Here is a 22,512-nt window from a genome sequence, read left to right as displayed (position 1 = left end):
ACGATAACATAAACAATAACTAGCACTATGACACTGATACATATTCAATGAGGATTTCGTATGAAACATATCTTAAAATATAAACGCATTTATCTGTTAAGTCTACTTCCTATATCAATACTATTGACTCTGTTAGCAAGGAGTAATAGTTTTTTTGCGGAACAAATCTATGCGAAGCATATTTATAAATGGATTTCACAAGTATACGGATGGATAACAGGATTATTTCCATTCTCAATCGCGGAAATTCTTATCGTTACACTTCCGGCGATATTACTCGCATTATTGGTACGATTTATAATATTAATGTTTATTAATAAGAAGAATCGGAAAGAACGATTTATAAAAGGTTTGATTAATTTATTATGTATAGTAAGTGTAATATGGTTCGTCTTCCTGATGTGTGGAGGACTTAACTATTATCGATATTCCTTTGCGGATTATTCTAACCTAACAATAGAGAAATCCTCGGTACAGGAGTTGTATTCATTGACTAAAAGTTTGGCATTGGAAGCAAATGACCTAAGAGAGAAGATTAAGGACACCGATGATAATGGAGTATTCAAATTGTCTGAGAATAATTACGAACTGGCGAAGCGGGCAAACAAAGCGTATGAAGCATTATCAAAAGATTATCCGATACTCAAGGGGCATTACGGACCACCAAAGCCAATACTACTGTCGAAAGCAATGGCTCAAACGGAGATTACCGGTGTTTTTATTCCATTTACGATGGAAGCAAATGTGAATGTGGACATACCGGATTATAGTATCCCTTCTACAATGCTTCATGAGCTGGCACATTTGCATGGGTTTATGAGAGAAGACGAGGCAAATTACTTGGCTTATCTTGCAGGAATGAAATCAGGGGATATCGAGTTTCAATATAGTGGTACAATGCTGGCTCTCGTAACTGCCGGCAATGCCTTATATGAAGCAAATCAGGATTTGTATTTTGAGGTGGCTGAGTTATATAGTGAAGGTGTAAAAAAGGATTTTGATGATAATTCCAATTACTGGGCGAAGTTCGAGAATAAAACCATAAGTACGGTATCCAATAAAATAAATGATACTTATTTGAAGGCGAATAATCAATCGGACGGAGTACGAAGCTATGACAGAATGCTGGATCTTTTATTGGCGAAATACAAAAAAGAGCATGAGGGACAATCGAAATAATATAAGGCTGAAATTCAACAGGAAAGAGTGTTAAGTACGTTTCACTGATCAAGAGAAAGCTATATTACCGTTGCGTGATGCATAGTAATATAGCTTTTTATTAATTAATTTTTCATTGCAATGACTAGTGGGGTGCAATCAAGCAGATACTTTCTTTAGCCAAGAACCGAAAATGGGATAGATTTACTTGTAGTCACTTAGAACTAGCGTAAACTAATTTTGCAATTTCGTGCTTTTAAGTTAAGTTAAACTGTGTTATTATATAAAAATAATATTTTTATGGAAGATACTACTTGAAATTCCTATATTTAAAGAGTATTTTAATGATAAATAATACAGACAAATGAGTTGATTGATTCAATTCAAATAAATTATCAATCGGGAGGTTCTTCATGGAGAATAATAATATGAAGGAAGACAATCATTTGGAGCCGGAGGAAAAGGCTACGGTTTCGAAAAATTTTATTGAGATGATTATTGATAAAGATTTGGAAGAGGGTAAGGTAAAGAAGATTGTTACCAGATTTCCACCTGAACCAAACGGTTATCTTCATATAGGTCATGCAAAATCAATATTATTAAATTATGGCTTAGCACAAAAATACGGCGGTCAGTTCAACCTTCGTTTTGATGATACGAATCCGACAAAGGAAAAAACAGAATTTGTAGACTCTATTATCAAGGATGTAAAATGGGTAGGCGGAGATTTTGAGGATCACTTATTTTTTGCTTCCGATTATTTTGAGCAGATGTACGAGGCTGCGGTTAAGTTAATAAAAAAAGGAAAAGCCTTTGTTTGTGATCTTACAGCGGAAGAGATTAGAGAGTATCGTGGAACGCTGACGGAAGCCGGTAAGAACAGTCCTTACCGTGATCGAAGCATTGAAGAGAACTTACAGCTGTTCGAAGATATGAAAGCTGGTAAATTTGCCGATGGTTCCAAGGTTCTTCGTGCAAAGATTGATATGTCATCCCCGAATATGAATATGAGAGATCCGGTTATTTATCGAGTAGCGACAGTATCTCATCACAATACAGGAGATAAATGGTGTATCTATCCAATGTATGATTTTGCTCATCCAATCGAAGATGCGATTGAAGAGGTAACTCATTCCATCTGTACTTTGGAGTTTGAGGATCATCGTCCACTTTATGATTGGGTGGTAAGGGAACTTGAATATGAGATTCCACCGAAGCAGATTGAGTTTGCTAAAATGTATCTTACAAATGTAATTACCGGTAAGAGATATATTAAGAGATTAGTGGAGGAAGGTATTGTTGACGGATGGGATGATCCTAGATTGGTTTCCATCAGTGCTCTTAGAAGAAGAGGATTTACCCCTGAATCTTTAAAACTGTTTATGGAGCTTTGTGGTGTATCAAAGAGCCAAAGTTCTGTAGATTATGCAATGTTAGAATATTGTATCCGTGAGGATTTGAAGTTAAAGAGACCTAGAATCATGGCTGTTCTTGACCCGATTAAATTAGTGATTACGAATTATCCAGAGGGTGAGGTTGAGTATCTGGAAGCCCCGGCTAATCAGGAAAATGAAGCAATGGGCACCAGACAGGTTCCGTTTGCAAGAGAATTATATATAGAACGTGATGACTTTATGATAGAGCCTCCGAAGAAATATTTCCGTTTATTCCCCGGAAATGAGGTTCGTCTTATGAATGCTTACTTTGTAACTTGCACGGATTATATTACGGATGAGAATGGTAATGTAACTGAAGTTCATTGTACCTATGATCCGGAGACAAAGAGCGGATCCGGCTTTAATGCAAGAAAAGTAAAAGGTACGATTCACTGGGTAGCAGCGCAATCAGCAAAGAAAGCGGAAGTGCGTTTGTATGAGAATATTGTAGATGAATCAAAGGGTGTTTATAATGAAGACGGAAGCTTGAATTTAAACCCTAACTCAATAACAATATTAAAGGATTGCTACGTAGAGCCAAGTATAGATGAAGCGCAGGCACCGGATAGCTTCCAATTTTTAAGACAGGGATTCTTCTGTTTGGATTCCAAAGATTCTACCCCGGAAAAACCGGTTTTCAATCGAATTGTGTCATTGAAAAGCTCTTACAACCCGAATAAACAGTAAAGTACATTATAGAATGGAGGATTAGCAGTGGCTAATATATTTTCTGGATTAGAGGAATTTGGTCTCGGTGGTTTATCTAATATGGATATCTATGAAACCAAGGATAGCGAAAACGGTAAGAAATCCGGTGAGAATGAAAAACCGGCATTTTCTGAAGAAGATAACATCTTTGACAAGACCTACACCTGTCCTGTATGTGATAACGAGTTTAAATCTAAGACAGTGAAGTCCGGTAAAGTAAAGCTTCTATCTTTGGATACCGATTTAAGACCGTTGTATGAGAATATGGATCCGTTAAAATATGATGCGATTGTTTGTCCTACCTGTGGATTTGCCGCATTAAATCGCTTTTTTAAATATGTATCCTCAGCGCAGTCTAATTTAATCAAAACGAATATTTCGGCAAACTTCAGAGGATTGAAGGAAACCGGTAATATATTTACCTATGATGATGCAATATCCAGACATAAGTTGGCATTAGTAAATGCAATTGTAAAGAAATCAAAGATTTCGGAACGAGCATATACCTGCTTAAAAACAGCCTGGGTCATCAGAGGAAAATCAGAAAATTTACCACAGGATTTCCCGAATTATCAACAAGCAATCGAAGAATTAAGAGTAGAAGAAGAGGATTTCTTATCAAAAGCCTATGCAGGCTTTGGAGAAGCCTTCAGTAAAGAAGATTTTCCGATGTGTGGAATGGATGAAACTACCATTACGTTATTAATGGCGGAATTAGCTAGAAAAATTGGAAAGTTTGATGAAGCCGGCAGATGGATATCCAGAGTATTGATTTCCAAAGATGCCAATGAGCGCATCAAGCAAAAGGCAAGAGAAATTAAGGATTTGATAAAGGATCAAAAGAATTAATTGCTAAGATAAAGGCGGGTATCTACTTTGAAAGAAAAATTATATACTATCCCGGTGAATGAAGCTTTTGAATCGGAATGCGAATGTCCTCTGTGTGCAATGAAAAAAAAGTTGGAGACGGATGCGGTAGAATATACTATGGGTCCTAGTTATATGGAAGATGATATAAGGGGGGCGACTTCGCGTATGGGATTTTGTGAGAAGCACCTTAATCAGCTATATCAGAATCAAAATCGATTGGGATTGGCATTGATGTTAAAATCACACATGGATAATACGATCCAGATGGTTGAAAAACATTCAGGAACCAAGATTTCTGCCACCTCACTGTTTCGTAAGAAGGCAGAGGAATCTCCCGTAGTTGATTTTTTAGATACAATAGAACACAGTTGCTTTGTTTGTGATAAGATAGAAACAACATTTCAACGTTACCTTGCTACAATCTTTCATCTTTATCATACAGATCATGACTTTCGGGAAAAATTCAAGGGATCAAAGGGCTTTTGTTCTGAGCATTATAAAATGCTCTATAAAGAAGCTCCTACCAATCTAAAAGGTGACGAATTATCAAGTTTTATCACGGAGTTAAATACTCTTTACTTGGACAATATGAAAAGAGTAAGGGATGATTTAGAATGGTTCATCAATAAATTTGACTATCGTTATGCAGACGAACCCTGGAAGAATGCCAAGGATGCATTACCCAGATCCATGCAAAAGACAAATAGTATACTATAAACCCTTAACAATGAAGTTAAAAAGCTCACGTAATTGCTTAAATTTATTAAACTTTGTCAAACATGGTATATTATGACTGATAAAGAATATACTTAATTAGTATGTATGAAATTGAAAAAGTTATTGCCGTTAGGTGATAACTTTTTCTTGCGCCTTTTATATATGTGAAATTAATCTATTTTGACTTCGATGCAACATTACATTAAACGAATGGATCAGTCATATGGAATAACAGATTTCATGGGGTGTGAACAGAAGATAGCAGTGAAATCAACATAAAAATGAGAAAAAATGAGATATCGCGAGATATTAAGAGTATGAGAGAGAAATTACTAAATTTGCTATGATATTTTAATGGAAATGAAGTTGCATTATAAAAGCAAATTTACTAATATAATAATCAAAGTTAGCACTCGACCACATGGAGTGCTAATAATTCTTAAGCTAAGGGTAATGTGAGATTCACGATTAATGCACACCGTGGAATTCTATCACGTAACAAATACGGATTACTATCCGAGTTTGTGGTTCCCTTGAAAAATTTAGTAATAATTAATTAAGGAGGAATTTTAACATGAAACTTGTACCTTTAGGAGATAAGGTAGTATTGAAGCAATTAGTTGCTGAAGAGACAACAAAGTCAGGCATTGTGTTACCCGGCCAAGCAAAAGAAAAACCTCAGCAGGCAGAAGTTATCGCTGTTGGTCCTGGCGGAATCGTTGATGGAAAAGAAGTTGTGATGCAGGTTAAAGTTGGCGACAAGGTTATTTACTCCAAATATGCGGGAACTGAAGTGAAATTGGAGGATGAAGAGTTCATCGTCGTTAAGCAGAATGATATCGTTGCAGTTGTAGAAGAATAGAATGGAGGAAACACAACATGGCTAAAGAAATTAAATATGGCGCAGAAGCCAGAGCAGCGCTTGAAATCGGCGCGAATAAATTAGCAAATACCGTTAAAGTAACCCTTGGACCTAAGGGAAGAAATGTAGTTCTTGATAAATCTTTCGGTGCACCTTTGATTACGAATGATGGTGTTACAATTGCAAAGGAAATTGAGTTGGATGATCCTTTTGAGAATATGGGTGCTCAGTTAGTGAAAGAAGTTGCTACCAAGACAAATGATGTAGCAGGTGATGGTACAACTACAGCAACTGTTCTTGCACAGGCTATGATTACCGAGGGTATGAAGAACTTAGCAGCAGGCGCTAACCCTATTATCCTTAGAAAGGGTATGAAGAAAGCAACTGATGTTGCTGTAGAAGCAATTTTAACAATGAGCTCTTCCTTAAAGGGTAAGGAGCAGATTGCAAGAGTTGCAGCAATCTCTGCAGGTGATGATGAAGTTGGTCAGTTAGTTGCTGATGCGATGGAAAAAGTATCAAATGATGGTGTTATCACAATCGAAGAATCTAAAACCATGAAGACTGAGCTTGATCTTGTGGAAGGTATGCAGTTTGATCGTGGATATCTTTCCGCTTATATGTGTACCGATATGGATAAAATGGAAGCAACCCTTGAGAATCCATATATCTTAATCACGGATAAGAAGATCTCAAACATTCAGGAAATCCTTCCTGTACTAGAGCAGATTGTTCAGACTGGTTCAAGATTATTAATAATCGCTGAAGATGTCGAGGGTGAAGCTCTTACAACTTTAGTTCTTAATAAATTAAGAGGTACATTCGTTGCTGTTGCAGTAAAAGCTCCTGGCTATGGTGACAGAAGAAAAGCGATGCTTCAGGATATCGCTATCTTAACTGGCGGTACAGTTATTTCTGATGAATTAGGTCTTGACTTAAAAGAAGCTACTATAGAGCAGCTTGGTCGTGCAAAATCAGTTAAGGTTCAGAAGGAAAACACCATTATTGTTGATGGTGAAGGTGATAAAGCTGATATCACTACAAGAATTGGCCAGATCAAAGCTCAGATTGAAGAAACTACCTCTGAATTTGATAAAGAGAAATTACAGGAGAGACTTGCTAAGCTTGCTGGTGGTGTAGCAGTAATCAGAGTTGGTGCTGCAACAGAAACTGAAATGAAAGAAAACAAGCTTCGTATGGAAGATGCTCTTGCAGCTACCAGAGCGGCAGTGGAAGAAGGTATCGTTGCAGGCGGTGGTTCCGCATATATCCACGCATCTAAGGAAGTTTCTAAATTAGCTGCAAAATTAGACGGTGACGAGAAAACTGGTGCAAATATTATTCTTAAAGCACTTGATGCTCCTTTATACAGCATCGTATACAATGCAGGCTTAGAAGGTTCTGTAGTAATCAGTAAGGTAAAGGCTAGCAAACAGGGCGTTGGCTTCAATGCTTTAACTGAGAAATATGTTGATATGGTAGAAGCAGGTATTCTGGATCCTACTAAGGTTACAAGAAGCGCGCTTCAGAACGCAACTAGTGTTGCATCCACTTTATTAACAACAGAATCCGTTGTTGCAAATATCAAGAAGGATGAGCCGGCAATGCCTGCAGGCGCACCTGGAATGGGTATGATGTAATAAAATCATTATTTTAAATCAATTAATTAAGAGGGTAGGCAAATGATTTTTGTCTGCCCTCTCATTTTCTTCGGATACTCCTATTGACATCCTTTGGTTTATCCGTTATGATAGCTGAGACAAAATAAAATGATATATTTTGCTAGGGGAGCCCAGGCTGAGAGGTATGTTGTACTACATACTGACCCTTACTACTTGATCCGGATAATACCGGCGGAAGGAAGCATTTCAAGTGGCCCCCTCCGAAGCAATCATAAGGAGGTTTTTTTATGTTTCAAGATATTTTGAATTTTTTAACAACGAAAGAAGGTTCCGGCGCAGAAACCTATTACACACCTACACTAGCGGGTAATATAGCACTCTTTGTTGTTGTGGCTATCTTATTTATCGCGATGGCTGCGTTTTCAAACAGTAAGTCAAAAATTAGAGTTCAGCAGCTAGCATTTTCTGCAATGGCGGTAACATTAGCCGTGGTTACTTCGTTCATCACCTTTGCGAAACTGCCATTTGGTGGATCTATCACATTATTCAGTATGCTGTTTATTGCTTTGATTGGCTATCTATATGGTACCAAGGCCGGAGTACTTACCGGTATCGCTTATGGTTTTATTAATCTGATTTTAGGTCCTACCATTCTGCATCCGGTACAAATGTTATTAGACTACCCGATCGCATTCGGTTGCTTAGGTTTGAGTGGAGTATTTTCAAAATCAAAGAATGGATTAATTAAAGGATATGTACTAGGCGTATTCGGTAGATATATCAGCCATGTAATCTCCGGATTTGTGTTCTTTAGTATGTACACTCCAAAGGGTATGAATCCAATTATCTATTCCTTAGGATATAATGCAACTTATATCGTACCGGAAGCAATCGCAACGATAATAATATTATTGATTCCACCTGTTCGACAGGCATTTATTCAGGTAAAAGGAATGGCAACTCAGACACAAATTACATTATTTTAATAAAAGACCAACATTAAATCGCTTTCAAGGGATTTTGTGTTGGTCCTTTTTGAATGAAATATGTTATGGGTCATTATAGTTCTGTCACCGTAAGGGTTCTCCTTTCCGTACGGTATACATCATATACGGTATACATACATGAAAATCACAGTTCAGCCATTCGGGTAACTGCAACATAGATGCCGGATAATTTGTACCAGGTGGGGAAGTCTACGATTCCGTTGGCAGGCAAATCAAAGATTTGTTGAAAGGCTTTAACGGATTCAGCGGTTTGGTTATTGAATTGACCGTTTACTGCAACTGTAGGTATTGCAGGATACTTTTCTGAAATTTTATTAAGTTGTTCCTGGATGGTTCTCACATTAGCACCAGAGGAACCTATGGTTAGGTTTGAACCCGGCCAGGAGGAGGGAACCCCTGACACTTCGGTGGCCGTATTGATATAAATGGAGTTTCCATAAAAATGTCGCAGAATTTCAATTGCAGATTGCCCCTGATCGCCCAATTGCTTGGATCCCCACTGTGTCATCCAGTTCGGGCATTGCACTCTGTTTCCATCACAGTACTGTGTCAAAATGGGTTGCTTAACATTGGGTCTGGATAAATAATTATTAAATATACTGTCTACGATTAATCCTATGTTATCGTAGATGTTTCTACCGGGAATCCATTTATGATCAAATGCGGTGGAAGAGGTGATAGTAAAATTAAATCCCTGATTTCGGTACCATTCTGTAAATACACGATTGAGTGTAAAGGATAAGATAGCAAGGACATTGGCGGTTATGGTGGATTCCGGCCAGGTGGAATAGATTTCGCTGGAGGCTACATTTTTAATATAATCTCTAAAGCGAACATAATGATCTCTAGCGGATCGGTCGGTTGGAGGACCATCGTGTACAATAACGAATTCGGGGACTACTACTCTGTTAAGGACAATTTCACCTGATTCTCCGGTTGGTTTTATCTCAGCCTCCGCTATTTTGGGTGGGTAATCACCGAATAAGGTATGAGGTGGAACTACATAGAGATCGGGCTGTGCTTGCGGTTCTTCGGGTCGCAGAGTTGCATCCTGTAACGCGGTTACATTTGGCATTACCTCAGCATTTTGCACTACTACTGGTTCAAAACCGGATGCGGACATATTAATTCGGTAATTAGCGTATGGTTGTTGATCCGAGGGTTGTTGGCTAAATTCCAGGGGAGGTGCAGGAACCTCAATAATCTCGGTTAGGCCCGAGGAGTTGGTTCTAACCTCTGCGATTTGTTGCTCTGGTGTTCCTGTGGTTGATATTGTAACTGTAGCATTTTCAATCGGAACCATCCCGGCGCCCATAACACGTGCCCGTATCCTCCCGAGTGATTGGGTGCTCATTTGTGTCGGATATACCTTTATGGCTTTATACTTGTTCTTATTGTAGTAGTAAGGATTCATTTCGTCACCTCGTTTATCGCTTATTATAAAATATGATTTAAATAGGAAGGTGTGATTAGAGTTCTGCTATTCTTGTTATAGCAACAAAGATTTGTGAGATTTTGTACCAGGTGGCGCGATCAACCACGCCTGTTGCGGGTAAACTGAAAATGTTTTGGAATGCTCTAACAGCAGCAGTTGTTCTTGGACCGTATTGACCGTCAACAACTATAGTGGGGATAGCAGTGTAAACCTGTGCAATACGATTAAGCTGTTGTTGAATGATTCTTACATTTTCTCCATTTGACCCGGTTGATAAGTTGGCACCCGGCCAGGAACTAGGGACACCGGATACTTCAGCTGCGGTATTTATAAATACATCATTACCATAGAAGTTTCGTAGAATCTGTATCGCGGTATAGCCTTGATCACCTAAACTTTTAGAGCCCCATTGCGTCATCCATCTTGGGCACTGTACTCTTTGCCCGTCACAGTACTGCGTTAATAAAGGCTGCCTTACACCCGGCCTTGAGATATAATTGACAAATACTGAGTCTACAATAAAGCTTATGTTTGCAAATATGTTTCTTCCTCGTGTCCATTTGTGATCATATGCGGTTGAGGAAGTGATTGTATAGTTATAACCTTGATTGCGATACCATTCCGTATAGACACGATTTAGAGTAAAGGATAGGATTGCCAAGACATTTGCATAAATAGTACTTTCCGGCCAGGTGGAGTAGATTTCACTGGAGGCTACATTTTTAATATAATCTCGAAACCTGACATAGTAATCCTGAGCGCTGGAAGAAGGTACACCATCATGTACAATAACATATTCCGGAACAACAACACGGTTTAATACGATTTCTCCGGATTCGCCTGTGGGTTTGATTTCGCTCTCGGGGATTTTGGGTGGATATACACCATATAGAGTGTTGGCATCAATGTTATAGATGCGTTCTCCAGGTGTTTGCTCGATTGGGGTCATGATCGATTCCTGCTCGGCGGTTACATCAGGAAATACTTCAACGCCATTATACAAAAGCACCTCATAGTTCGGTGCTTCAACCCGGACATCGTAATTAGCAAAAGGTCTAGGTTGATTTGGCTCCTGACTGTAGTCTAATGGGGGAGTGGCGAGCTCCACCTCCCCAGTAAGTCCATCGTCATTTGTAACTAAACGTTCCAGAACGTTATTTGGTTCGTTTTGTGCGGTGATAGTAACGGTTGCATTCGCTATCGGAATCTCTCCGGCAGTAGTACAACGTACACGATATCGTCCGAGTGATTGTGTCTCCATCTGGGTTGGATATACTTTTAAATTTGGAATTGCTTTGTACTGGTTTTGAGGATTATGAAAGGAATTCATGATTTTGACCTCAATTCGCTCATTTTATTACCAACTTATGTTGTTTGTTTAAAAATGTGAATTAGGATAAGAATAACTACTTGCATATTTGATAATATATATCATTAATATATATAATTAATAAATTTTTTAAAACCTCTTGCTATTTCAAAATAGATATGCTACAATCATAAAAATGCTTAGAGAAATGAATATTTATACATGTAAAATTTATAAAAATTAAGAATAGATATTTGGGGATGAATGTCTCCAGTATGGGCTAGTATTCTTTTTTTTTGCACAAATTCGGTAACTAATTGATAAATATGCAAGAAAATTAATAATTTTCATGCTTAAATATATGCCGAGAAATCGGCGGAATGGAGGATATAATGAAAGCGTTCTTAATTCTTGAGGATGGTAATGTCTTTGCGGGAGAGAGTATTGGAGCTAAACGGGAGATTATCAGTGAGATTGTTTTTAACACCGGTATGACAGGTTATCTCGAAGTATTGACAGACCCTTCTTATGCAGGTCAAAGTGTAGTTATGACATATCCTTTGATTGGTAATTATGGTATATGTTACGAGGATATGGAATCACATCAGCCATGGCTTGATGGTTTCATAGTAAGAGAATTATCAAGAATGCCTAGTAATTTCCGAAATGAAGAGAGCATTCAAAGCTTTTTAGAGAGAAATGATATCCCCGGAATCGCCGGAATTGATACCAGAGCACTGGTTAAGCTGCTCAGAAATAAAGGTACTATGAACGGTATGATTACAACGAACGAAAATTATAATTTAGAAGAAGTACAGGAACGTATTCAACAGTATAAGGTTGAAAAGGTTGTTATGAAAACCACAACAAAGGATGTGAAAGTAATCCCTGCAATAGGCGAAACAAAATATAAGGTTGCGCTTATGGATTACGGTTTAAAGAATAATATTCCTAGATGCTTAGCGAAAAGAGGGTGTGAGGTTACGATATATCCTGCTTTTACAAAAGCGGAGGAAGTAATAAAGAACAATCCGGATGGTATTATGTTATCCAATGGACCTGGAGATCCGAAGGAATGTACAGAGATTATCGCAGAAGTTAAGAATATGTTTGATAGTAATGTACCGATTTTTGCAATCTGCCTTGGCCATCAGTTATTGGCGCTTGCAAACGGTGGAGATACAGAGAAAATGAAATATGGTCATCGTGGAGCAAACCATCCGGTGAAAGATTTAAATACCGGCAGAGTTTACATATCCACTCAAAATCACGGATATATGGTTAAGGGCGACAGCTTGAGCGCGGAAGTGGCAGAAGTAAGCTTTGTTAATGTTAATGATAAGACAGTAGAAGGTATGCACTACCTTGGTAAGAATGTATTTTCTGTTCAGTTCCATCCGGAAGCTTGTGCAGGTCCGATGGACAGTGAGTTCCTTTTCGACGAGTTTATTAATATGATGGAGGTACAGGGATAATGCCGAGAATAGAGAGTATTAAAAAAGTATTGGTTATCGGCTCCGGTCCGATCATTATCGGTTCGGCGGCAGAATTTGACTACGCAGGTACACAGGCTTGCCGTTCCTTAAAGGAAGAAGGTATCGAAGTTGTTCTTGTTAACTCCAATCCTGCAACAATCATGACGGACAAAGAGATTGCGGATATCGTATATATCGAGCCTTTAACACCTGATTTTGTAAAAAGAATTATATTGAAGGAAAGACCGGATAGCGTATTGCCTACACTCGGTGGCCAAGCAGCTTTGAATATTGCAATGGAGCTCGAAGAATCAGGCTTTCTAGATGAACAGAATGTTCGATTAATCGGTACAACCTCCTTAACCATTAAAAAGGCAGAGGATCGTCTTGAATTTAAGACCACCATGGAGAAGATTGGTGAGCCTTGTACCGCAAGTACGGTAGTAACTACGGTTGGTGAAGCGGTTATATTTGCAGACTCAATCGGTTATCCGGTTGTTGTTCGCCCGGCATATACGATGGGTGGTAGCGGTGGCGGTATCGCAGCATCCCAGGAGGAGCTTGAAGATATCTGTACAAATGGACTTCGTTTGAGCCGTGTTGGTCAGTGTCTGATTGAGCGTTGTATCGCAGGTTGGAAAGAAATCGAATATGAAGTAATGCGTGACAGTGCAGGTAACTGTATTACTGTATGTAATATGGAGAACCTCGACCCGGTTGGTGTACATACCGGTGACAGTATTGTAGTGGCTCCTTCTCAGACGCTTGGTGATAAAGAATATCAGATGTTACGTACTTCTGCATTGAACATCATTACAGAGTTGGGGATTACCGGTGGATGTAACGTTCAATATGCACTTCACCCGGATACCTTTGAATATGCAGTAATCGAAGTAAATCCACGTGTTAGTCGTTCTTCTGCACTTGCATCGAAAGCTACCGGTTATCCGATTGCTAAGGTTGCTGCTAAAATCGCACTAGGCTTTAATCTGGATGAAATCCAGAATGCAGTTACACAGAAGACATATGCAAGCTTTGAGCCGACCCTTGACTACTGTGTAGTGAAGATTCCAAAGTGGCCATTTGATAAGTTCATTACTGCGAAGAGATTATTAACCACTCAGATGAAGGCAACGGGAGAGGTTATGTCCATCAGCAACAACTTCGAAGCAGCGCTTATGAAGGCACTTCGTTCCTTAGAACAGAATATCTACAGCTTAAAATACGGAAATTATGAAGAGAAAACTTTGGAGGAGATTCGCTCCGAATTACATCTAGTAGATGACAGACGTCTCTTTGTTATCGCAGAAGCAATTCGTAGAGGAATTACTTATGATGAAATTCATGAAATAACAAAGATTGATCTCTGGTTTATCGATAAAATTGCAATTCTTGTGGAGATGGAACAAGAACTTCAATCGGCTCCCCTTACTGTTGAATTATTGGCGCAGGCTAAACGTATTGGATACCCGGATCGTGTTATCTCTGAGCTTACAGGTAAGCCTGCAGCAGAGATAAAGGCTATACGTAAGGAAAACGGTATCGTGGCTGGCTATAAGATGGTTGATACCTGTGCAGCAGAGTTTGATGCAGCAACACCATATTACTACTCCTCATTTGGCAGCTTCAATGAAGTGGAGAAGACGAGTGGCAGAAAGAAAATCATGGTTCTCGGTTCTGGCCCAATCCGTATAGGACAGGGTATCGAATTTGACTACTGCTCCGTACACAGTGTATGGGCATTATCAAAGAGCGGATGCGAAACCATTATCGTAAATAATAATCCTGAGACAGTAAGTACCGACTTTGATATTGCAGATAAGCTTTACTTCGAACCATTAACTCCTGAGGATGTAGAGAATATCGTAGACATCGAGCAACCGGATGGTGCAGTAGTACAGTTTGGTGGACAAACTGCAATTAAACTGACGGAAGCATTATTAAAGATGGGTGTTCCGATACTCGGAACCTCAGCAGCGGACGTGGACGCAGCAGAGGATAGAGAGCTATTTGATCAGATTCTTGAACAATGTGGTATTCCAAGACCGGCAGGAAAAACCATATACACCACCGAAGAAGCACTTGCTGCGGCAAATGAGCTTGGATATCCGGTTCTGGTACGTCCATCCTACGTACTTGGCGGTCAGGGCATGCAGATTGCGGTGAGCGATAGCGATATCGTTGAATTCATGAGAATTATCAATATGACATTGCAGGAACATCCTATTCTGGTTGATAAATATCTGATGGGTATGGAAGTAGAAGTAGATGCGGTATGCGACGGAGAAGATATCTTAATTCCCGGTATCATGGAGCATATCGAGCGAGCTGGTATCCACTCCGGTGACAGTATCTCCGTATACCCCACTCAGAATGTGAGTGAAAAGGTGAAAGCGGATATCGTTGATTACACGAAGAAACTTGCGAATTCCCTCCATGTAGTTGGCTTAATTAACATTCAGTTTATTGTATATAATGAAGAGGTTTATGTAATCGAAGTAAATCCTCGTTCCAGCCGTACCGTACCATATATCAGTAAGGTAACCGCATTACCGATCGTGGATATTGCAACTAAAGTTATCTTAGGTGAGAAAATAAAATCCCTTGGATATACACCAGGATTATGGCCGGAGTCACAATATATCGCAATTAAGATGCCGGTATTCTCCTTTGAGAAATTACGCGGTGCAGAAACCAGCTTAGGACCGGAGATGAAATCCACCGGTGAATGCCTTGGTATTGCAAAGACCTACCATGAAGCATTATATAAAGCCTTCTTAGGTTCCGGTGTAAATCTTCCAAAGCATAAGAAGATGATTATGACGGTGAATAAAGCGGATAGAGAAGAAGCTGTTGACCTTGGTAGAAGATTGGTTGCTCTTGGATATGAGATTTATGCAACAGAGGGAACACTGGAAGCATTAAGAGATGGTGGGGTGGCTGCAACGCTTGTGGAGAAGATAGATGCAGAAAGTCCGAACATCATTGACTTAATCTTAAGCCACAAGATTGATATGGTTATCAATACGCCTACACAGGGACGTGATAAGACCAGAGATGGCTTCATCATTCGTCGTCTATCTATCGAGACCGGTGTAACCTGTTTCACCGCAATCGATACGGCAGCAGCGTTAATAGCGAGTATGGAAAGTGACAACAGCGATATCACTTTAGTGGATGTAGCAAAGATCTGATAGTATGTTACAGATGATTATAAAGTTATAAACAGATAGCGTGTGAATGTATAATTCAATTGAAGAGACGATGTTGATAGGTTTCCGCTTATGGCGGCAATTAAGTCTCATAATGGATTATAGTTCACACGCTATTTGTATTTTGGTGGGAAGAATATAAATTATCCAGATACATTTGAAAGATAGGTGGAAGTCAGTTATAATATTATTAATTAGTTTGAAAGAATTGATTGTTACAGGAGGTAAATACATTGACACATATCTATTTTGTAAGGCATGCACAACCGGAGCATGGCTGGGAGGATGACAGAAGCAGACCGTTGACGGAAGAAGGCATTCATGATAGTAAGAAAGTTGTAGAGGCATTGAAAAACATTACCTTAGATTTTGCGATTTCAAGCCCATATTACCGCAGCATGGAGACGATTCGAAAATGTGTTGAAAGTAAGAGTGTGACCCTGCATACCGATGAAAGGCTTCGAGAACGTAAGGCAGGACTTAATGCCAATAATATGAATATGTTTCATAAAAGGTGGGAAGACCTAGAGTTTCATGAAGAAGACGGCGAATCCATCGGAATGGTTCAACGAAGGAATATAGAAGTAATGAAAGAAATCTTACATACGCACCAAGGAGAATCTATTATAGTTGGAACTCATGGTACAGCATTAAGCTCCATTCTAAATTATTATAATTCAAATTTTAATTGTGACAGCTTTCTTCGTATTATTGATTATATGCCATATATGATTCGATTGGATTTTGAGGGTTTGGAATGTGTCGGAAAAGAAGAAATACTTATTGTAGAGAAAGTATTCAACGGGAATAAGAAGCAGATGAAACTATGACATCATCTAACTTTAATTAATTAGAGGTTTATCATCTGGTTTATAAAAGTAGATAAAAAAACAGATAATAAACTTCTATATTAAATATGATGTACTAGAAACTTATACTTCATGCTCTAAAAGAGAAACGGAACGAAGTTAAATTCCTGTAATGCATTGCTTGGAGGTATCGCTCAACTAATGTTTCAGAAATTAACATTGTTCCGTTTTATAGTATAATCAACAATAACTTAAAGAATATATCTTAGTCGTCATCACGTTAAATCATTTACTTTGCTGGAATAATTTCAATCCAATATCCGTCTGGGTCACTGATAAAATAAATTCCCATCGCTTGGTTTTCATAACAGATACATCCCATCTCTTGATGATTCTTGTGAGCTTGCTCATAATTCTCAGCTTTCAGAGCTAAATGAAATTCATTATCTCCAAGATTATATGCTCTGTCAAAATCCCTCAGCCAGGTTAATTCTAGCTGGTGGGTGGTAGACCCGTCACTTAAGAAAACAATGATAAATTCACCGGAATCCGGAACAATACGTTTTACCTCTTTTAATCTTAACGCTTCATCATAAAATTGAAGTGATTTCTCTAAGTCTTTTACATTAAAATTATTATGCAGAAATTTAAATGCCATGATAATTCCTCTCTTTCTGTTTCCAATAGATATAAGCATTAACTTGAACTGATTCTAATCCATATGTTAACATAAAAGTAGTTTATAAGGGAAGAAAAATCAGTATATTCTCAATAATAAAGATGATTGGAAACTTTGATATAAAGGTTTGAGAAATAAAGAGGATACTATGTTATAGAAATTAATCCTTTAAAATTAGTCTTTAGTTATTAAATGTTTTAATTCATGGAGCATCAATAAATAATAATTTAATTATATTCCATTTTATAGCATTTTATGGTACCATATTCTTACTGATAAACAAGGATATAAATGTAAATATAAAATCATTAGAATACGAAAGAGGAGTATGATTATGAAAAGAATATGGATTAAACTATTCGCAATGTTTGCTGTTTTTTTAGTCCTTTTATTACAAAGCACATCAAAAGCAGAAGCGGCTACGGTGACAGACCCATCTACCGGTATCGTTTTTGATACCAATACCGGCACGATTACATGGTATATGGGTAATGATAGTGATTTGGTAATACCCTCAACTATTAATGGAGTGGCGGTAACAGCCATCGGGGATGATGCATTCAAGAATAAGGATACATTAGTAAGTGTAACGATTCCGGACAGTGTTACTACAATTGGGAGTTATGCATTTTCTTTCTGTAGTATCAATTCGTTAACTATGTCAAAAAATATCAGTGCGATAGGGGATCATGCATTTTATTTTAATAACATAGATTATGTACTTTTTCAAAAATCAACGGTTATTTTGGGAAATTCCTCATTTGATGATTTAACACCGGTTTATTACGCTGATCAAACATATAAGCCAATCATAAATACGAACCCACAAAGTGCAACCTATACACAAGGTAAATCAGTAGTTCCGTTGAATGTTCGCGCGAGCGTGGCAGGAGTGGGAACTCTTTCTTATCAATGGTATTCCAATACTAAGAATTTACCAAGCGGTGGTGTTTCGATAGCGGGTGCAACCAGTGCAACCTATACTCCGGTTTTAGGTGGGGTAGGCACAAAGTATTATTATTGTGTGGTAACTACAACCAATAATAACGCTACCGTAACGAAATCTGCAAAACAAACCTCTCTAGTTGCTTCTATTACAACAAATCCTTACCGAGATTCGGCAACTTCTATTGATTTTGATCTAACTTCAGGTACAATTACCGGATATACAGGGGATGATGAGATTTTGGTAATTCCCTCAACGATAAATGGGGTGTCAGTAACTACAATCGTTGATGAGGCATTTTATTTTAATTATAAATTGAAGAATGTCACAATACCAGACAGTGTTACTACGATAGGGGATAGTGCATTTTCTCGTTGTAGTATTAGTTCATTAACGATGTCAAAAAATATTAAAAGTATTGGGGATAATGCATTTTACGGAAATGACATTGATAGTGTTGTATTGCCTAAATCATCGATCAGCCTAGGAACTAACGCTTTCGATTCTTACATAACTATTTATTATGCGGATTTAACATATAAGCCAATCATAAGTACAAATCCATCAAGTGCAACCTATACACAAGGTAAAACTGTGAAACCTTTGAATATTAGTGCACGTGTTGCAGGAGCGGGAACTCTTTCTTACCAGTGGTATTCTAATACAACGAATTTGACAACTGGTGGTGTATTAATTGCGGGTGCAACTCATTCAAGCTATACCCCGGTTTTAAGAGGCGTCGGTACAAAATATTATTATTGCGTAGTAACTGTAACAAATAATCAATCAATATCATCTAAAACAGCAAACAAAGTCTCTCAGGCTGCAGCAATTACTACAAATCCCTATATCGATTCTGCTACTTCTATCGCGTTTGATCTTATCACGGGTACCATTGTTGATTATACAGGGGATGATAATAATTTGGTAATACCCTCAACGATAAATGGTGTGTCTGTAACCGCTATCAAAGGAGAGGCATTTTCTTGGAAATATACTTTGAAAAGTGTAATGATACCTGATAGTGTTAAAACAATAGGGAACAGGGCATTTTACCGTTGTAATTTAAGCTCAATAAAAATGTCAAAAAATATTAAGAACATAGGAGAAGAAGCATTCTATTCGAATTATATAAATGCTGTTCTTCTACCTAATTCCTCAGTGATTCTTGGAAAAAATGCATTTGATACGGATACTGCGGTATTCTATGCAGACCAAACATATAGACCATATATTAAAGCAAACCCAGCAGATGCAACCTATAGACAAGGTAAAACAGTGCAAGCTTTAAAGATATCTGCAGCAGTTAGGGGAGTAGGAACCCTTACTTATCAGTGGTATGTTAATAACACTAAATCAACATCGGGTGGTATTGCGATAACTGGAGCAAAAGGTACGAGTTATACTCCTGTCTTAGGTGGTGTTGGGACAAAATATTACTACTGTGTAGTCACTACAACGAATAGTAAATCAATCGGATTAAAAACCTCGAGCCAACCGACAAACATAGCGTCAATTACAACTGCTCCGTACATTGATACTGCTACTTCCTTTGTATTTGATATACATACAGGAACAATTATGGGATATAACGGTTCTAATTCAACTTTATCAATACCAATATCCATTAACGGAGTAAAAGTAACATCAATAAGCCAATATGCTTTTGAAGATAACACTTTATTGAAAACGGTTATAATACCTGATACGATAACATCGATTGGAAAAGGAGCTTTTTATGGATGTTATAATATTAGTAAAGTTACAATGTCTAAGAATGTGAAATACATAGGAGATTATGCGTTTTATGACAGTGGAGACCTGAGTTCCATAATATTACCTAGTTCCTCGGTTGTAGTGGGAAAGAACACATTTAATGATGTAATTAAAATATACTACGCAAGTATGCGTAAAGTGACCTTTAATTCTAATGGAGGAAGCTTAGTAAAAAGCCAGTCAGTAGAATTGACCAAACTAGTTTCCATCCCAATTTCGCCAACGAAAGCTGGGTATTCTTTCGACGGTTGGTATAATGGCACCGTGTTATATAATTTTAAAACACCGTTGAAGGGTAATTTAACCCTTACAGCGAAATGGAAAGCACTCCCTAACTACACAATTACTTATAATACAGTTGGAGGAACAGGGGTAAAAAGTAGCACGACATATTCTGGGAATAGGGTTAAAGCACCAAAAAATCCAACGAAAAAAGGGTATGTATTTGCCGGCTGGTATACTTCTACTAACGGCGGAACCAAAGTAACATTCCCAATTACAATAAGAGCAAATATGACCGTGTATGCAAAGTGGACAACATTTAAAGCTATAGCTCCAAGTGACGTACGAGCGATAGGCGGAAGTAGAAAAGTAACGATTCAATGGGATGCAGTTTCAAGTGCAAATAAGTACCAAGTGTGGTACTCAAGTTCTAAAACAGGAAAGTATAAACTTTTAGCAACAGTCACCGGTACTTCATACACGCATAAAGGACTTGGAGTAAAAAAATCGTATTACTATAAGATCAGAGCTTATCAAGCTTCTGGCAAAGTGTATAGTAAATACTCAAGTATTGTGAAAGGTACAACATTACCGCCGTCTCCACCTTCTGTCACTGTGCTGAGCCCGTCAGTAACCTCATCTAATTGCAAGAGTGTTATGATTTATGTGGAGAATACTGGAAGTCGTCCTTTTAGGATATATAATACGAATGCGAAAATGGTTGATGATGATTACTCGAGTTACAATAGATCCTTACAGCTTGTAGATAAATCGGGTAAAAATTTAAGTTGGATTGAAATTCCACCCCATAGTTCTTCCTATGTAACATTTAAAGTAAAAGGTTCTACGACCTGGTATGATCCATATACAACGCTATCCTTTGAGTTTACTTACGATGGAGTAAGATATGTCAGTAGCATAAGTGATTATTACGGAAATTATTATAACGTTAAATAAAGAGAAGTTAATTTGAAAAATAGAACTATACAAGCCTAAAGGTTTGTGTGGTTCTATTTTTGCTATATATATAATAGTACAAACTAATTTCATTGGTAAGTTGGTATTCTTAAAAATGGATGAAAAAGTCTAAGAAGGTTGACAATAATTGGATATCAATATACTATATATAAGTAATATGCCTGCTTTAGCACCTACATTTAGACTTCTTTTACTATTGTGCTTGGGTTGAACTTTCATGTATAATAAAATACGTGAGATAGAAAACAGTAGAATTATGAAGGGAGATTTTCATTATGCAGCATATATTAATTGCTGATGATAATCGTGATATTACTGATATGTTATCTACATATTCCAGAATGGAAGGCTATGAACCATTGGTTACAGACGATGGGGAAGAGGCTTTCAGACTGTTTGCTGAATATAATCCGGAAGTAGTAATGATGGAGGTCATGCTGCCTACGGAGGACGGATATGAAATATGCAGAAGAATACGAAGTGTATCGAATGTGCCAATCATCTTTATTACAGCTAGAAGTGATGAATTTGATCGAATACTAGGACTTGATATTGGTGCAGATGATTATATCTTGAAACCGTTTAGCCCCAGGGAGGTTATGGCTAGAATAAGGGCGATTAAAAGAAGAGTTGTTAATGTACCGGTTGAACCGGTTGTTGAAAAGATATATAAAATAAGTGATTTGGAGATTAATCTGGACGAATATATGCTTCATATTGGAGAGAAGAAGATATCGTTAACCAAGAAGGAAATTGATACGATGTGGACATTAGCTACTAATCCGAACAAGGTATTCACCAGGGATAATTTACTTGATAGCTTGTGGGGATTTGATTACTTTGGTGATAGCCGGACTGTGGATTCTCATATAAAGCGTCTTCGTTCCAAGCTGGATACGGTGGAGCATCCTACTTGGAATATCAAGACCATATGGGGAGTCGGATACAAATTTGAAATTATGGAAGAAGAATTAACGCTGTTTCAAAAAAATGGAAGATAATTTCCATGGTAGCCCAGTTTGAAATTACCAAGTAAAAAAGAGATAAAAACCTTGAAAAAAATCAGAAAATTGGTTACAATAATATTAGATTTCCTGAAGTGTTCGACACTCCTGCTATTTTGAACCTACATGATTTAATACGGGATTCCTATATTCGGAAGTGGATGTCAAGCCACCGTTTGCAGTGGAAGGCAGAAGCTTATGTGCGGTTACCCACCTAGCTTAGCTAGGAGTCAAAATACAGGAAACGGCATTTTGGGTTAACACGAATGATAAAAGCGGCTTATGCC

The 22,512-nt window shown here is 38.0% G+C and carries 15 protein-coding genes, 1 other RNA gene and 1 riboswitch; of the genes, 13 read left to right on the top strand and 3 right to left on the bottom strand.

The window, feature by feature from the left end; genetic code table 11:
• The first annotated feature begins 60 nt into the window (after nt 1-60).
• The 7 genes from AC6IWN_RS13485 (at nt 61) to thiT (ending at nt 8,359) form a co-directional block, all read left to right on the top strand.
• Nucleotides 61-1,179, top strand: a complete 1,119-nt coding sequence (locus tag AC6IWN_RS13485) for a DUF3810 domain-containing protein (RefSeq protein WP_497987931.1) — start codon at nt 61-63, stop codon at nt 1,177-1,179.
• 392 nt (nt 1,180-1,571) lie between these two features.
• Nucleotides 1,572-3,281, top strand: coding sequence for a glutamine--tRNA ligase/YqeY domain fusion protein (locus tag AC6IWN_RS13480; protein ID WP_497987930.1), 1,710 nt, complete (start codon nt 1,572-1,574; stop codon nt 3,279-3,281).
• A gap of 27 nt (nt 3,282-3,308) precedes the next feature.
• On the top strand, nt 3,309-4,151 hold the full coding sequence (locus tag AC6IWN_RS13475) for a DUF2225 domain-containing protein (RefSeq protein ID WP_497987929.1): 843 nt from the start codon (nt 3,309-3,311) through the stop codon (nt 4,149-4,151).
• Nucleotides 4,152-4,178: 27 nt separating this feature from the next.
• Nucleotides 4,179-4,889 (top strand): DUF6062 family protein, encoded by a 711-nt coding sequence (locus AC6IWN_RS13470; RefSeq protein WP_497987928.1) that lies wholly within the window; start codon nt 4,179-4,181, stop codon nt 4,887-4,889.
• Between the two features lie 574 nt (nt 4,890-5,463).
• The gene (locus AC6IWN_RS13465) at nt 5,464-5,751 is read left to right on the top strand and encodes a co-chaperone GroES (RefSeq protein ID WP_497987927.1); all 288 of its coding nucleotides are present in this window, start codon (nt 5,464-5,466) and stop codon (nt 5,749-5,751) included.
• Between the two features lie 17 nt (nt 5,752-5,768).
• The gene (groL, locus tag AC6IWN_RS13460; RefSeq protein ID WP_497987926.1) at nt 5,769-7,391 is read left to right on the top strand and encodes a chaperonin GroEL; all 1,623 of its coding nucleotides are present in this window, start codon (nt 5,769-5,771) and stop codon (nt 7,389-7,391) included.
• Nucleotides 7,392-7,525: 134 nt separating this feature from the next.
• Nucleotides 7,526-7,630: riboswitch (TPP riboswitch) on the top strand.
• A 30-nt stretch (nt 7,631-7,660) separates the two neighbouring features.
• The gene (thiT, locus tag AC6IWN_RS13455) at nt 7,661-8,359 is read left to right on the top strand and encodes an energy-coupled thiamine transporter ThiT (protein WP_497987925.1); all 699 of its coding nucleotides are present in this window, start codon (nt 7,661-7,663) and stop codon (nt 8,357-8,359) included.
• A gap of 145 nt (nt 8,360-8,504) precedes the next feature.
• Here the strand turns inward: thiT and AC6IWN_RS13450 are convergent, their stop codons facing one another.
• Nucleotides 8,505-9,734: a peptidoglycan-binding protein gene (locus AC6IWN_RS13450; RefSeq protein ID WP_497992209.1), complete on the bottom strand. Its 1,230-nt coding sequence runs from the start codon at nt 9,732-9,734 to the stop codon at nt 8,505-8,507.
• 115 nt (nt 9,735-9,849) lie between these two features.
• Complete coding sequence (locus tag AC6IWN_RS13445) at nt 9,850-11,076, bottom strand: peptidoglycan-binding domain-containing protein (RefSeq protein WP_497992208.1); 1,227 nt, start codon at nt 11,074-11,076, stop codon at nt 9,850-9,852.
• Nucleotides 11,077-11,516: 440 nt separating this feature from the next.
• On the opposite strand from AC6IWN_RS13445, the gene AC6IWN_RS13440 reads away from it, so the two are divergent.
• The 3 genes from AC6IWN_RS13440 to AC6IWN_RS13430 all read left to right on the top strand — a co-directional run bounded on the left by AC6IWN_RS13440 (nt 11,517) and on the right by AC6IWN_RS13430 (nt 16,641).
• Nucleotides 11,517-12,599: a carbamoyl phosphate synthase small subunit gene (locus tag AC6IWN_RS13440; RefSeq protein ID WP_497987924.1), complete on the top strand. Its 1,083-nt coding sequence runs from the start codon at nt 11,517-11,519 to the stop codon at nt 12,597-12,599.
• Nucleotides 12,599-15,793 (top strand): carbamoyl-phosphate synthase large subunit, encoded by a 3,195-nt coding sequence (gene carB, locus AC6IWN_RS13435; RefSeq protein WP_497987923.1) that lies wholly within the window; start codon nt 12,599-12,601, stop codon nt 15,791-15,793. The genes AC6IWN_RS13440 and carB overlap by 1 nt, the downstream gene beginning before the upstream one ends.
• 251 nt (nt 15,794-16,044) lie before the next feature.
• Nucleotides 16,045-16,641 (top strand): histidine phosphatase family protein, encoded by a 597-nt coding sequence (locus AC6IWN_RS13430; RefSeq protein ID WP_497987922.1) that lies wholly within the window; start codon nt 16,045-16,047, stop codon nt 16,639-16,641.
• A gap of 268 nt (nt 16,642-16,909) precedes the next feature.
• Here AC6IWN_RS13430 and AC6IWN_RS13425 read toward each other — a convergent pair whose 3' ends face one another.
• Nucleotides 16,910-17,278: a VOC family protein gene (locus AC6IWN_RS13425; RefSeq protein WP_497987921.1), complete on the bottom strand. Its 369-nt coding sequence runs from the start codon at nt 17,276-17,278 to the stop codon at nt 16,910-16,912.
• A gap of 355 nt (nt 17,279-17,633) precedes the next feature.
• Here AC6IWN_RS13425 and AC6IWN_RS13420 point away from each other — a divergent pair, with 355 nt between their 5' ends.
• The 3 genes from AC6IWN_RS13420 (at nt 17,634) to ssrS (ending at nt 22,488) form a co-directional block, all read left to right on the top strand.
• Entirely contained in the window at nt 17,634-21,200 is a 3,567-nt protein-coding gene (locus tag AC6IWN_RS13420; RefSeq protein WP_497987920.1) for a leucine-rich repeat protein, read from the top strand.
• A gap of 296 nt (nt 21,201-21,496) precedes the next feature.
• Complete coding sequence (locus AC6IWN_RS13415; RefSeq protein ID WP_497987919.1) at nt 21,497-22,222, top strand: winged helix-turn-helix domain-containing protein; 726 nt, start codon at nt 21,497-21,499, stop codon at nt 22,220-22,222.
• A gap of 87 nt (nt 22,223-22,309) precedes the next feature.
• Nucleotides 22,310-22,488: non-coding RNA, 6S RNA (gene ssrS / locus AC6IWN_RS13410), on the top strand.
• Nucleotides 22,489-22,512 lie beyond the last annotated feature (24 nt).

This window comes from Variimorphobacter sp. HTMS_6 (assembly GCF_059717775.1).
The sequence above is the reverse complement of the archived record's forward strand: the minus strand, read 5'-3'. Positions and strand labels throughout refer to the sequence as shown.